At 73.6% G+C, this 12,907-nt stretch carries 11 protein-coding genes; 5 read left to right on the top strand and 6 right to left on the bottom strand.

The features are described from left to right. Nucleotides 1-13 precede the first annotated feature (13 nt). The 4 genes from ACFRQN_RS06040 (at nt 14) to ACFRQN_RS06025 (ending at nt 3,671) form a co-directional block, all read left to right on the top strand. Nucleotides 14-910 (top strand): M24 family metallopeptidase, encoded by an 897-nt coding sequence (locus ACFRQN_RS06040; RefSeq protein ID WP_380738571.1) that lies wholly within the window; start codon nt 14-16, stop codon nt 908-910. After that, a complete protein-coding gene (locus tag ACFRQN_RS06035) occupies nt 907-2,661 on the top strand; it encodes an SDR family oxidoreductase (RefSeq protein ID WP_380738569.1) in 1,755 nt (584 codons plus the stop codon). The genes ACFRQN_RS06040 and ACFRQN_RS06035 overlap by 4 nt, the downstream gene beginning before the upstream one ends. Nucleotides 2,662-2,758: 97 nt before the next feature. Next, nucleotides 2,759-2,956, top strand: coding sequence for a type II toxin-antitoxin system VapB family antitoxin (locus ACFRQN_RS06030; protein ID WP_049654040.1), 198 nt, complete (start codon nt 2,759-2,761; stop codon nt 2,954-2,956). Between the two features lie 94 nt (nt 2,957-3,050). Next, a complete protein-coding gene (locus ACFRQN_RS06025) occupies nt 3,051-3,671 on the top strand; it encodes a LysE family translocator (protein ID WP_117492615.1) in 621 nt (206 codons plus the stop codon). 18 nt (nt 3,672-3,689) lie between these two features. On the opposite strand, the gene ACFRQN_RS06020 is transcribed toward ACFRQN_RS06025, so the two are convergent. From ACFRQN_RS06020 to ACFRQN_RS05995, 6 genes are all read right to left on the bottom strand, one after another. Next, the gene (locus ACFRQN_RS06020; RefSeq protein WP_380738567.1) at nt 3,690-3,983 is read right to left on the bottom strand and encodes a hypothetical protein; all 294 of its coding nucleotides are present in this window, start codon (nt 3,981-3,983) and stop codon (nt 3,690-3,692) included. A 100-nt stretch (nt 3,984-4,083) separates the two neighbouring features. After that, entirely contained in the window at nt 4,084-5,319 is a 1,236-nt protein-coding gene (locus ACFRQN_RS06015; protein ID WP_380738565.1) for an XdhC family protein, read from the bottom strand. Between the two features lie 141 nt (nt 5,320-5,460). Further along, nucleotides 5,461-6,945: an NCS2 family permease gene (locus ACFRQN_RS06010; protein ID WP_380738563.1), complete on the bottom strand. Its 1,485-nt coding sequence runs from the start codon at nt 6,943-6,945 to the stop codon at nt 5,461-5,463. A 274-nt stretch (nt 6,946-7,219) separates the two neighbouring features. Continuing rightward, nucleotides 7,220-9,586, bottom strand: a complete 2,367-nt coding sequence (pucD, locus tag ACFRQN_RS06005; RefSeq protein ID WP_198959433.1) for a xanthine dehydrogenase subunit D — start codon at nt 9,584-9,586, stop codon at nt 7,220-7,222. Further along, a complete protein-coding gene (locus ACFRQN_RS06000; RefSeq protein WP_049654030.1) occupies nt 9,583-10,071 on the bottom strand; it encodes a (2Fe-2S)-binding protein in 489 nt (162 codons plus the stop codon). The genes pucD and ACFRQN_RS06000 overlap by 4 nt, the downstream gene beginning before the upstream one ends. Next, entirely contained in the window at nt 10,068-10,955 is an 888-nt protein-coding gene (locus ACFRQN_RS05995) for a xanthine dehydrogenase family protein subunit M (RefSeq protein WP_049654028.1), read from the bottom strand. The genes ACFRQN_RS06000 and ACFRQN_RS05995 overlap by 4 nt, the downstream gene beginning before the upstream one ends. Nucleotides 10,956-11,254: 299 nt before the next feature. Here ACFRQN_RS05995 and ACFRQN_RS05990 point away from each other — a divergent pair, with 299 nt between their 5' ends. Next, the gene (locus ACFRQN_RS05990) at nt 11,255-12,865 is read left to right on the top strand and encodes a PucR family transcriptional regulator ligand-binding domain-containing protein (protein ID WP_074004317.1); all 1,611 of its coding nucleotides are present in this window, start codon (nt 11,255-11,257) and stop codon (nt 12,863-12,865) included. Nucleotides 12,866-12,907: the final 42 nt, after the last annotated feature.

Below are 12,907 nucleotides of genomic sequence, written 5' to 3'. Positions count from 1 at the left end.
AAGGAGCTCCGCCATGGCGAAAGCGACCCCTGCCTTCCGCTACACCGAGCGCGACCTCGCCCGCTTCCGCGAGACCCAGCAACTCGCCTACCACTGCGCCGAACAGGTCGCCGCGTGGATCGAACCCGGCGTCACCGAGCGGCAGACCACCGCCGAGCTGCGCCGCCGCCTGGTCGCCGCCGGGGTGCAGGACTTCTTCCACGTCCCCTTCGCCTGGTTCGGCGACCGGACGGCGTTCCGGCACTTCCACACCCCGCTCCAGTTCTTCGCCGGCAACCGCCGGCTGGAGGAGGGCATGCCGTACGTGCTGGACTGCGCGCCCGTGGTGGACGGCTACACCGCCGACATCGGCTACGGCGGCAAGGTCGGCGAGAACCGGGTCTGGGACCGGCTGGCCGCCGACCTGAAGGTCTACCGCGAGCTGATCCTCGCCGAGGTGCGGGCCCGCAGGCCGCTCGCCGAGGTGTACGCCGCGGTGGACGCCCAGATCGCCGCGCACGGCTACGACAACCGCCACCAGGTCTACCCGGGCCGGGTGATCGGCCACCAGGTCACCCGCAACACCGCGCGCGGCCCGGCCGGGGTGAACGTCTTCGGCTTCGGCGTGCGCACCCTCCAGACCCTCGGCCGCGAGCTCGTCACCGAGCGGCTGCACGGCCGCTCGCCGCTCTGGGCCGACGGGCGGTCGTCCCGGCACGCGCCCACCCCGGGGCTGTGGGCGGTCGAGCCGCACATCGGCTTCCGGGGCGTGGGCATCAAGTTCGAGGAACTGCTGGTGGTCACCGAGGACGACGCCTACTGGCTCGACGACGACCTGCCGCACGTCCGCCGCTGGACCGCCGCCGCCACCGAGCCGACCGCCACCGAGCCGACCGCCGCCGAGCCGACCACCCTGGAGGCCACCCGATGACGTTCCCGACGAAGCCCCAGGCGCGGGCGAAGCCCCCGGTCCGCCGCCGGACCGTCCACTCCGGCGGCCTCCCGCTCGCCGTCTTCGAGCAGGGCGACCCGGCCGCCCCCACCGTCCTCCTCGTGCACGGCTACCCCGACACCCACACCGTCTGGGACGACATCGCCGCCGACCTCGCCCGCGACCACCACGTGGTCCGCTACGACGTGCGCGGCGCCGGGGAGTCGGCCGCCCCCGCCGACCGGTCCGGCTACCGCCTGGAGCACCTCGCCGAGGACCTGTTCGCCGTCGCCGACGCCGTCAGTCCCGACCGCCCGGTGCACCTGCTCGCCCACGACTGGGGCTCGATCCAGTCCTGGGAGGCCGTCACCGCACCCGGCGCCGAGCGCCGGATCGCCTCGTACACCACCCTGTCCGGCCCCAGCCTGGACCACATGGGCCACTGGCTGCGCCACCGGCTGCGCCGCCCCACCCCCCGCCACCTGGGGCAACTGCTCCACCAGGGCCTGCACTCCTGGTACATCACCGCCTTCCACCTGCCCTACCTCGCCCCCGGCGTCTGGCGCCTCGGCCTGGCCCGGGCCTGGCCGAGGGTGCTGCGCGACCTGGAGCACGTCACCCCGCGCGCCGACCACCCGCAGCCCACCCTGCGGCGCGACGCGGTCCGCGGCATCGAGCTGTACCGGGCCAACTTCCGCCCCACCCTGGGCAGTCCGCGCGAGCGGCCGACCGAGGTGCCGGTCCAGCTGATCACCCTCACCCGGGACCGGTACGTCGGCACCTACCTCTCCGAGGGGCTGGAGCGCTGGGCGCCGAACCTGACCCGCAGGACGCTGCACGCCGGCCACTGGTCGGCGCTGCTGGAGAAGGGAGCCACCGTGGCCGGACTGGTCCGCGAGTTCACCACCCGCACCGACGAGGGCCGGGCCCGCCCCGAGGAGGGCGACGGCCGGCTGGTCGTGGTCACCGGCGGCGGCAGCGGCATCGGCCGGGCGACCGCGCTTGCCTTCGCCGAGGACGGCGCCCGGGTGGTGGTCTGCGACCTCGACCTCGCGGCCGCCGAGCGCACCGCCGAACTGGCCTCGCTGATCGGCCCGCAGGCGCACGCCTACCGGGTGGACGTCTCCGACGGCGCCGCGGTGGACGCCTTCGCGCAGACCGTCGCGGCCGAGCACGGGGTGCCCGACGTCATGGTCAACAACGCGGGCATCGGCCACTCCGGGACGTTCCTGCAGACCACCGAGAAGGAGTGGCAGCGGGTCCTGGACGTCAACCTCTGGGGCGTGATCCACGGCTGCCGCGCCTTTGGCACCCTGATGGCCGACCGCGGCCAGGGCGGCCACATCGTCAACGTCTCCTCCGCCGCCGCCTACCTGCCGTCCAAGGCGCTCACCGCCTACGCCACCAGCAAGGCCGCGGTGTTCATGCTCTCCGACTGCCTGCGCGCCGAGTTCGTCGGCCACGGCATCGGCGTCTCCACCATCTGCCCCGGCATCGTCAACACCAACATCACCCGCACCTCCACCTTCTCCGCCACCACCTCCACCGAGCAGGCCGCCAAGCAGGCCCGCGCCGCGAAGCTCTACGCCCGCCGCGGCTTCCCCCCGGAGAAGGTCGCCACCGCCATCGTGACCGCCGTCCGCACCGGCAGGCCCGTCGTCCCCGTCACCCCCGAGGCCAAGGCCGCCCGCTTCCTCTCCCGCCTCAGCCCCGGCCTCCTCCGCCTCGCCGCCCGCCTCAACATCACCTGACCGGATGAACAACGGCCGATCGGGCCCCGTGGGGCCTGCGATATCGGATACGGTCGCACCCGATATCGCAGACCCCGCTTCGCTCGGGAGGTTGGTCATGGCCCGTACCGTGATGGACATCAACGACGACCTGCTGGCCGAGGCTGCGGAGATCTTCGGTACGACGACCAAGACCGCCACCGTCAACGCCGCTCTCGAGGATGCGGTGAAGCGTCGCAAGCGCCAGGTCTTCACGACCTGGCTCGAGGACGGTGGGCTGCCCGATCTCACCGGGCCGGTGGAAAAGGGTGAGTGAGCGCTCCACCGAGTGGGTCGTCCCGCCGGGGTCGGCGGACTGAGCGACGGCCGCTTGCCGAGGTCCCTCCGGGGCTGTGAGAGCATCGAGGCCCATGGAGATGACAACGGCCCTGTGGTCCTTCGCCCTCGTCGTGGGGCTGCTCACGCTCACGCCCGGGCTCGACACGGCGCTGGTCCTGCGGACCTCCGCGTTGGGGCGGCGGCGGCAGGCGTGGGGGGTCGTGCTGGGGATCCAGACCGGGACGCTGATCTGGGGGACGCTGACCTCGGCCGGGGTGACGGCGCTGCTCACCGCCTCGCAGGTGGCGTACGAGGTCCTGCGGTGGGCGGGCGCGGCGTACCTGGTGTGGATGGGCATCGGGATGCTGCGCAACCGGGGCGGTGAGGCGGCGGCCGAGGAGGAGCCGGAGGACGGCGGGTTCGCGCACGGCTGGCGGCGGGGCACGCTGACCAATCTGCTGAACCCCAAGGTCGGGGTCTTCTACGTGGCCGTGCTGCCGCAGTTCATCCCGGTCGGCGTCCCGCACTTCGCCGCCGGTGTGGCGCTGACCTGCGTGCACGTCGTGGAGGGCCTGCTCTGGTCGACCGTCCTGGTGGGTTTCGCCCGGGTGCTGCGCGGCTGGCTGCGCCGGCCGGCCGCCCGGCGGCTGATGGACCGGGTGACCGGCGCCGTGGTGGTGGGCTTCGGCGTGAAGCTGGCGCTGACCGACTAGAGCGGGACCTCCGGCGGCTCAGTGGCCGAGACGCTTCAGTCCTTCCATGAGTTCGTCCGCGTTCATGCAGATGTGCAGGTCGACGGTGGCGTTCAGCTGGGTCCAGAACGGCTCGGCGATGGACGGCAGCGAGGCCTCGTCCGGGACGTCGACGACCATGACCATGCCGCGGCTCCCGTTGCGGTTGAGGAAGTAGGCCGCCTCCGGCTTCAGTTGGGCCAGTATGCGCTGGACCCCTTCGGCCATCGTTCCGTCGCTGATCAGCTTGTTCGAGGCCGCGGTGTCGATTTCGACCTCCAGCAGGGCGCGCATGATGCCCGCTCCTTCCCCGGGCTCGGGGCGAGTCCGCAACTCCAGCCTCCCGCCGCGCCGGTGGCCACGCAACGTGAGCGGTGCCGGAGCCGCTCCCGGCTCAGGCCGCGTGGGTGCGGGGTGCCGGGCCGCCGGCCGGGCCGCCGGCCTCGTCACCCTCCGTCCCCGTGCGCGACAGGTCGTGGTGGATCGGCCCGTCCGAGGCGCTCAGTGGCAGGCAGCTGCCGCCGCGCCGGTGGGCGACGATCTCGGCGGCGACCGAGACCGCCGTCTCCTCCGGGGTGCGGGAGCCGAGGTCCAGGCCGATCGGGGAGCGCAGCCGGGCCAGTTCGGCCTCGGTGAGCCCCGCCTCGCGGAGCCGGGCGGCGCGGTCCCGGTGGGTGCGGCGCGATCCCATCGCGCCGACGTAGCCGACCGGCAGCCGCAGGGCGCGTTCCAGCAGCGGGATGTCGAACTTGGCGTCGTGGGTGAGCACGCAGAGCACGGTGCGTCCGTCGATCCGGCCGAGTTGGGAGTCCAGGTAGCGGTGCGGCCAGTCGACCACCACCTCGTCGGCCTCCGGGAAGCGGCGGGCGGTGGCGAAGACCGGCCGGGCGTCGCAGACGGTCACGTGGTAGCCGAGGAACTTGCCGATCCGCACCACCGCGGCCGCGAAGTCGATCGCCCCGAACACCAGCATCCGCGGCGCGGGCACGTACGACTCGACGAAGCAGGTGACGGTGCCCCGGCCGTGTTCGTCGCAGGGGCGGCCGTCCAGGCCGAGCACCAGCCGGCCGGTGCGTCCGGCCTCCAGCATCGCCCGGGCCCGTACGACGATCGCCCGCTCCAGGGCGCCGACCGTCGAGGGGGTGGGTGAGAGCGCGCCGGCCACGCCGTCCGCGGTGACCGCCAGGGTGGCCCCGACCAGCCCGCCCGGTCCGCCCGCCCCGCCCGGTCCGCCCGGTCCGGCGATCACCCGGACCAGGGCCACCGGTGTGCCGGCCGCGATGTGCGCGATCCCGGTGTCCAGCCCGGCGTCGGCCCCCGGCACCACCGGCTGGACGAACACGTCCAGGACGCCGCCGCAGGTCAGACCCACCGCGAAGGCGTCCTCGTCGCTGTACCCGAAGCGTTCCAGTACCGGCTCGCCGCTCGCCAGGGCAGCCCGGCACAGCTCGTACACCGCGCCCTCGACACACCCGCCGGAGACGCTGCCGACCGCCTCGCCGTCCGCGTCCACGGCCAGCGCCGCCCCGGGGTCGCGCGGAGCGCTGCCGGAGACGCCGACCACGGTGGCCACGGCGAAGGAGCGCCCGGACGCGTGCCAGGCCCGCAGCTGCTCGGCGATGTCCTGCATGGGGGAGGCTCCTTACACGGTTTCGACAGTAGCGGGAGACGCCGCCGTACGGGAAACGATCCCGTACGGCGGCGGTGGTGCCCAAGGCGGTCCTGCCCCGAGGCCCTGCCCGAGGCGGGTGCGAACAGCGCGAAGGTGTGCCTAGTGCACGCCCAGCCAGGACTTGACCGGGGTGATCGCGAAGTACACCACGAACACCGCGGTGAGGATCCACATCAGCACCCCGGGCTCGCGCCAGCGCCCCAGCCCGGCCTTGATGACGGTGTACGAGATGACGCCGGCCGCGACGCCCGCGGTGATGCTGTACGTGAACGGCATCAGCACGCAGGTGAGGAAGGCCGGGACGGCCACCTCGCGGTCGGACCAGTCGATGTGCCGGGCCTGGCTCATCATCATCGAGCCGATCACGACCAGGGCGGCCGAGGCCACCTCGACCGGGACGATCCCGGCGATCGGCGAGAAGAACAGCATCAGCGCGAACAGGGCGCCGGTGACGGTGGAGGCGAGTCCGGTGCGGGCGCCGTCGCCGACGCCGGTGGCGGACTCGACGAAGACGGTCTGCCCGGAGGCGCCCGCCAGGCCGCCGACCGCGCCGCCCGCGCCGTCGATGAACAGCGCCTTGGACAGTCCGGGCATCCGGCCGTGCCGGTCGGCCAGTCCGGCCTCGGTGCCGACGCCGATGATGGTGGCCATCGCGTCGAAGAAGCCGGCCAGCACCAGGGTGAACACGGCGACCGAGGCGCTGATCGCGCCCATGCCGTGGCCGCCGAACGCGCCGAACAGGTCGACGTGGCCGAACAGGCCGAAGTCCGGCGCGGAGACGGGGCTGCCGGGCCAGACCGGCACCGAGTTCCGCCAGGCCCCGGCGGGCACGTGGGCGGCCCGGTTGACGATCACCGCGAGCACGGTGCCGCCGGCGATGCCGAGCAGGATCGCGCCGCGGACGCCGCGCGCCATCAGTACGAAGATCGCCAGCAGGGTGACGCAGAAGACCAGCACCGGCCAGCCGGACAGCTCGCCGGTCGGGCCGAGCGAGAGCGGGGTGGGGCCGCCGGTGTGCATGAACCCGGCCTTGTAGAGGCCGATCACCGTGACGAACAGGCCGATGCCGATGGTGATGGCGTGCTTGAGCGGCAGCGGGATGCCGTTCATGATCCGCTCGCGCAGCCCGGAGACGACCAGCAGCACGATCAGCAGGCCGTAGATCACGCACAGGCCCATGGCCTGCGCCCAGGTGGTGTGCGGGACGACCAGCGCGGAGACCGCGCCGGAGACGGAGAGCCCGGCGGCGAGGGCGAGCGGCACGTTGCCGACCAGGCCCATCAGGACGGTGGTGACGGCGGCGGCCAGCGCGGTGGCGGTGGTCAGCGCGGCGGGGTCCAGTTTGGCGCCGGTCGCGTCCGCGCCGCTCAGGATGAGCGGGTTGAGCAGGATGATGTACGCCATCGCCATGAAGGTGGTGACCCCACCGCGCAGTTCGTTGGCGAGGGTCGATCCCCGGGCCGAGATCTTGAAGTAGGCGTCCAGTGCGCCGGTGGGGCGTGGGGCGTCCTGGGACGACGGACGGGTGCCGTCCTCGGCGGGTCTGTCTTCGGTGGTGCCGGGCTCCGTGGGGATTTTGGTCATGTCCATCCCAAGTGTCAAAGGGGGTTGGGGTGGGCGAGCCGACCTGACCGCCGGTCAACGAAGCGGCGTAGGGGGACGTATCGACTCACGGGGGCACTCCTGAGCAGCGGGGGAGTGCCCGCGGTGCATCAGGGGGTGGTGTGCACCGCTGCGGGCCCCGGCGTGGGCAGGGCAGCGGGTGTACGGGGACGCCTCCGGGGTGGCGGGGACGCCCTAGGGTCCCCGGGGCGGCGGGGAAGACGGTCGCCGCCCCGGGGAGGACGAACTCGGGCCGTCAGAGCGGCCGTTCGGTGGTCAGGTGCTCCGGCCGGACCGGGATCCGGTTGAGCGCCAGCCCGGTGGCGTTGCGGATGGCGGCCACGATGGACGGCGTCGCCGAGACGGTCGGCGCCTCGCCGACCCCGCGCAGCCCGTACGGGGCGTTGGGGTCGGGCAGTTCGAGCACCTCCACCGGGATCGGCGGGGTGTCCAGGATGGTGGGGATCAGGTAGTCGGTGAAGGAGGCGTTGCGCACCTTGCCCTCCCGCACGATGATCTCCTCCATCACCGCGAGGCCCAGCGCCTGGGTGCAGCCGCCCTGGATCTGGCCGACCACGGAGAGCGGGTTGAGCGCCTTGCCGACGTCCTGGACGGCGGTGAGCTCGACCACCTTGACCAGGCCCAGCTCCACGTCCACGTCCACCACCGCGCGGTTGGCGCAGAAGGTGTACTGGACGTGGCCGAAGCCCTGGCCGGTCTCCTTGTCGAAGGCCTGGGTGGGCCGGTGGTGGTGCTCGCGCGTCTGCTCGACGGCCTCGTCGCCGAGCAGGTCGACGATGGAGACCAGCGCGCCGGCGCTCTTCGACACCACCTTGCCGTCGGCCAGCACCAGGTCGTCGTGGGTCCAGCCGTAGCGCCGGCGCCCCTTGTCGAACAGCTCCCGGCGGACCGCCTCGGCGGCCAGCTTCACCGCCCCGCCGGTCATGTACGTCTGGCGCGAGGCGGAGGTCGAACCGGCCGACCCCACCTCGGTGTTGGCCGGGTGGATGGTGACCTGCTCGACGCCCAGCTCGGTGCGGGCGATCTGGGCGTGCACGGTGACGCCGCCCTGGCCGACCTCGGCCGCCGCGGTGTGCACCATGGCGACCGGCTCGCCGCCGATCACCTCCAGCCGCACCCGGGCGGTGGAGTAGTCGTCGAAGCCCTCGGAGAAGCCGACGTTCTTGATGCCGACCGAGTAGCCGACGCCGCGGACGATCCCCTCGCCGTGCGAGGTGTTGGACAGCGCGCCGGGCAGCCGGCGGACGTCGAGGTGCTCGGTGTCCAGCGGCGGCGGCAGCGGCATCTCCTTGGCCCGCCGCAGCAGTTCGGCCACCGGCGCGGGGGAGTCGATCTGCTGGCCGGTGGGCATGAAGTCGCCCTCGGACATCGCGTTGAGCTGCCGCAGCTCCACCGGGTCCATGCCCAGGGCGGCGGCCAGCTTGTCCATCTGCGACTCGTAGCCGAACGCCGCCTGCACCGCGCCGAAGCCGCGCATCGCCCCGCAGGACGGGTTGTTGCTGTACAGCGCGATGGCGTGCATCCGCACGTTGGGGATCACGTACGGGCCGTGCCCGAGCGAGGCCGCGTTGCCGACCACGGCGGGGGAGGCGGAGGCGTACGCGCCGCCGTCCAGCACGATCCGGCAGTCGGCGTAGACCAGCCGGCCGTCCCGGGTGGCGCCGTGCTCGTAGTGCATCCGCGCCGGGTGGCGGTGGACGTGGCCGAAGAAGGACTCGTCCCGGGAGTAGACGATCTTGACCGGCTTGCCGGTGTGCTGGGCCAGCAGGCAGGCGTGGATCTGCATCGACAGGTCCTCGCGGCCGCCGAACGCGCCGCCCACGCCGGCCAGGGTCAGCCGGACCTTCTCCTCCGGCAGGTCCAGCACCGGCGCCATCTGCTGGCGGTCGACGTGCAGCCACTGGGTGGCGATGTAGAGGTCGATGCCGCCGTCCTCGGCGGGCACCGCGAGGCCGGACTCCGGGCCGAGGAAGGCCTGGTCCTGCATGCCGACCTCGTAGTCGCCGCTGACGACCACGTCCGCCAGCGCCCGCACCTCGTCGGTCACGCCGCGGCCGGAGACCAGCCGCTGCTCGTGGCAGATGTTGCCGTACGCGTGGGACTTGTACTCGTGCGGCTCGTGCACGTACCCGTACGTCTCCGGGTCGAGGCACTGCTCCTCGGTGACGATCGGAGTGAGCACCTCGTACTCGACCGCGATCTTCTTCACCGCCCGGCGGGCCGTCTCCGGGTGGTCGGCGGCGACCAGCGCGATCGCCTCGCCGTGGTAGCGGATCCGGTCGATGGCCAGGACCGGCTGGTCCTGGATCTCCAGGCCGTAGTACTTCGAGCCGGGGATGTCCTCGTGCGTCAGCACCGCGTACACCCCGGGCACCTTGAGCGCCTCGGAGACGTCCACCGACAGGATGTTCGCCCGGGGGTGCGGCGAGCGCAGCGCCGTGCCCCAGAGCATGTCCTCGTGCCACAGGTCGGAGGAGTAGGCGAACTCGCCCCGGACCTTCAGGTTGCCGTCCGGGCGCAGCGGCGAGCCGCCGATGCCGTCCTTGGCCGCCTGGTTGATGTTCTGCAGGTTCTTCTGCCCCTGGATGGTCCGCGCGCTCACGCCGCGCCCTCCGTCCCCGCGCACGTGCGGGCCGAGGCCAGCCGCACCGCGTCCATGATCTTCTCGTAGCCGGTGCAGCGGCACAGGTTGCCGGACAGCGCCTCGCGGATGTCGTCGTCGCTCGGCTGCGGGTCCTCGGCCAGCAGCGCGTCGGTCTGCACCAGCAGGCCGGGGGTGCAGAAGCCGCACTGGACGGCACCGGCGTCGACGAACGCCTGCTGGACCAGGCCCAGTTCGCCGTCCTCCGTGCCCAGGCCCTCGACCGTGCGCACCTCGCGGTCCTGCACCTGGCCGGCCGCGACCAGGCAGGAGCAGACCGGGAGGCCGTCCAGGTAGACGGTGCAGGAGCCGCACTCGCCCTGCTCGCAGGCGTTCTTCGAGCCGGGCAGGCCGACCCGCTCGCGCAGCACGTACAGCAGGCTCTCGCCCTCCCACACGTCGTCGGCTTCGACGGGCCTGCCGTTGGCGGTGAAAGTGACCTTCATGCCGCGCTCCTGATCTGCTTGCCGTAGTCGTTCCAGGTCCAGGTGAGGGTGCGGCGGGCCATCACGGCGAGCGCGTGCCGGCGGTAGTCGGCGGTGCCGCGGACGTCGTCGATCGGCGAGGCCGCGGCCTTCACCAGCTCGCCGAAGCGCTGGACCACCTCGGCTCCCAGCAGCTCCCCGGACTCCCACAGCCCGCGCTCGGCGAGCACGCCCTGGAGGTACTCCTCGGCCTCGACGGCGCGGCGCGGTGTGGGGGCGGCCGAACCGATGCCGGTGCCGACGGTCCCGTTCCGCGGGTGCAGGGCGAAGCCGAACGCGCAGACCGCGATCACCATGGCGTTGCGGGTGCCGATCTTCGAGAACTGCTGCGGCCCGTCCGCCACCGGGATGAGCACGGCCCGGATCAGCTCGTCGGCCTCCAGCAGGTTGCGCTTCACCCCGACGTAGAAGTCGTCGATCGGGATCAGCCGGGTGCCGCGCACCGAGGCCGCCTCGACGAACACGTCCCGCCCGGCCGCGAGCAGCGCCGGGTGCGAGTCGCCGGCCGGGGAGGCCGCGCCGAGGTTGCCGCCGACGCTGCCGCGGTTGCGGATCTGCGGCGAGCCGACGGTGTGGGCCGCCAGGGCCAGCCCGGGCAGCGGACCGGACAGCTCCGCGATGATCCGGGCGTACGGGACCGCGGCGCCGAGCCTCACCACCTCGCCGTCGTTCGACCATTCGGCGAGTTCGGTGATGCGGTTCAGGTCGAGAATCGCGGATGGCCGGTGCACGTCGAAGTTCAGCTCGACCATGACGTCCGTGCCGCCCGAAACGGGCAGCGCGGTCGGGTACTCGGCCTTCGCCGCGAGTGCCTCGTCCCAGGTGGCGGGCCGAAGGAACTCCATGCGGGTGTCTCCTCAAGTCGTCGCCCGCCGGGTGCCCGGCGGCGTGTCGCCCAGTGAACCGCCGCGACGCGGCCCGCTGGCAGTCACCGATGGCATGAAGCCCCGGCTGTGAGCCCGCCCGGCATCCTGTACGTTCCTCTAAGGAGGAGAACCTCGCAGCCCAGGTGTCCGCCGGGTGCTACCTACGACCGTAATCCGGCCGTGACGCGCGGGCTACGGACCCGGGCGGACGCCCGGCCGGACAGGCCCTATCGTTACCCCTTCACCCTCCCCCCAAGCCCCCGTTAAGGAGTCCGCGGATGCGCGTCCGTGACCTGCTCGCCCCCGGCGCCCCGCGACTGCGCCTGCTCGCGGCCGAGGAAGAGCTGGACCGGCAGGTCAGCGGCGTGATGACGACGGACCTCCAGGACCCGGGCCGCTACCTGCACGGCGGCGAACTGGTGCTCACCGGCATGCTCTGGCGCACCGTCCCGGCCGACTCCGAGCGCTTCGTCCGCACCCTCGCGGCCGGCGGCGCGGTGGCCCTGGCGGCCGGCGAGGCCGAGGTCGGCCCGGTGCCCGAGGACCTGGTCGAGGCCTGCCGCCGGCACCGGATGCCGCTGCTCGCCGTCCCCGACGACATCGCCTTCGGCACCGTCACCGAGTTCATCGGCCGCCAGGTCTCCGCCGACCGCGCCGCCGACCTCGCCGCCCTGGTCGACCGGCACCGCCTGCTGGTCTCGGCGGCCGGCGGCGGCGGACTGGACGCGGTGCTCGACCTGCTCGGCGGCGACCTCGACCTGGACTGCTGGGTGCTCACCCCGACCGGTGCGGTGATCGCCGGCCCCGCCGACCGGCTCTCCGCCCAGGACCGCGACCAGCTGGTCCGCGCCCACCTCGCCGCCCAGCGCCAGCGCCGCCGCCCCCCGCACCGGGCCCGGCTGGCCGCCGGCTCCTTCTCGCTGCTGCCCGCCCCGGCCTCCGCCGAGCACGACGAGCCGCCGGCCGGCGGCGGCCTGCTGGCCGACTGGGTGCTCGCGGTGGCCGGCGACGTCACCGAGTGGACCACCAAGCGCCAGCAGCTCGCCGAGAACCTGGCCCGGCTGGTCGCCGCCGAGCGCCACCGCCGCGACGAGGGCCGCCGGCTGCGCCGCCGCCTCGCCGACGAACTGCTCGCCCTGCTGCGCCGCGACGCCGACCCGGCCGAGGTCGGCCGCGCCCTGTACGCCTCCTCGGCGATGGCCGCCCGCTACGAGGGCCCCGGGGCCAAGTCCCAGGCGGAGGACGGCTCCTGGCTGGTGCTCAGCGCCGAGGGCACCGGCCTGCCGGAGGGCGCCGTACGGGCGGTGCTGGAGGAGGCGCTCGGCGGTGCCTCCGACCGCGCCCTGGTCGCCGGGACGGGCACCGGCGCCGTGGTGGTGCTGCCCGTCCTGGACGCCCCGGTGCCCGCCGACGCCCTGCGCGAACTGCTCGCCCCGCTGGAGGCCGGGCTCGGCTCGGAGGGCCGGATCACCCTCGGCGTCTCCGCCCCCGCGGCCGGGGCCGGCGGCCTGCGCGGCGCCCTGGAGGAGGCCCGGCACGCCCGCCGGATCGCCGCCTCCCGGGTCGGCCGGGTCTGCGTCGCGGGCCCCGAGGAGCTCGCCTCGCACGTCCTGCTGCTGGCCGCCGTCCCGGACGAGGTGCGCCGCGCCTTCCGCAGCCGGCTGCTGGACACGGTGATCGCGTACGACATCGAGCACCAGGCGGACCTGGTCCGCACCCTGGAGGCCTTCCTGCGCTCGGACGGCTCCTGGACCCGCTGCGCCGCCCAGCTGCACGTCCACGTGAACACCCTGCGGTACCGGATCGGCCGGATCGAGGAGCTGACCGGGCGTGACCTCTCCCGGCTGGAGGACCGGGTGGACTTCTACCTGGCGCTGGAGCTGGCCTGACGCCGCGTCCGGACAAGCGGAAGGGCCCGCCGCGACCTCGGT

Origin of the sequence: Kitasatospora sp. NPDC056800, from assembly GCF_042789775.1 — a bacterium.
Taxonomy (GTDB): domain Bacteria; phylum Actinomycetota; class Actinomycetes; order Streptomycetales; family Streptomycetaceae; genus Kitasatospora.
Note: the sequence above shows the minus strand (reverse complement) of the source record. Positions and strands in the feature narration are given on the sequence as shown.

Excerpts from the sequence above, each read along its gene's own strand:
- ACFRQN_RS06040 (WP_380738571.1), top strand. The coding sequence starts at position 14 with ATGGCGAAAGCGACCCCTGCCTTCCGCTACACCGAGCGCGACCTCGCC.
- ACFRQN_RS06035 (WP_380738569.1), top strand. The coding sequence starts at position 907 with ATGACGTTCCCGACGAAGCCCCAGGCGCGGGCGAAGCCCCCGGTCCGC.
- ACFRQN_RS06030 (WP_049654040.1), top strand. The coding sequence starts at position 2,759 with ATGGCCCGTACCGTGATGGACATCAACGACGACCTGCTGGCCGAGGCT.
- ACFRQN_RS06025 (WP_117492615.1), top strand. The coding sequence starts at position 3,051 with ATGGAGATGACAACGGCCCTGTGGTCCTTCGCCCTCGTCGTGGGGCTG.
- ACFRQN_RS06020 (WP_380738567.1), bottom strand. The coding sequence starts at position 3,983 with ATGCGCGCCCTGCTGGAGGTCGAAATCGACACCGCGGCCTCGAACAAG.
- ACFRQN_RS06015 (WP_380738565.1), bottom strand. The coding sequence starts at position 5,319 with ATGCAGGACATCGCCGAGCAGCTGCGGGCCTGGCACGCGTCCGGGCGC.
- ACFRQN_RS06010 (WP_380738563.1), bottom strand. The coding sequence starts at position 6,945 with ATGACCAAAATCCCCACGGAGCCCGGCACCACCGAAGACAGACCCGCC.
- ACFRQN_RS06000 (WP_049654030.1), bottom strand. The coding sequence starts at position 10,071 with ATGAAGGTCACTTTCACCGCCAACGGCAGGCCCGTCGAAGCCGACGAC.
- ACFRQN_RS05995 (WP_049654028.1), bottom strand. The coding sequence starts at position 10,955 with ATGGAGTTCCTTCGGCCCGCCACCTGGGACGAGGCACTCGCGGCGAAG.
- ACFRQN_RS05990 (WP_074004317.1), top strand. The coding sequence starts at position 11,255 with ATGCGCGTCCGTGACCTGCTCGCCCCCGGCGCCCCGCGACTGCGCCTG.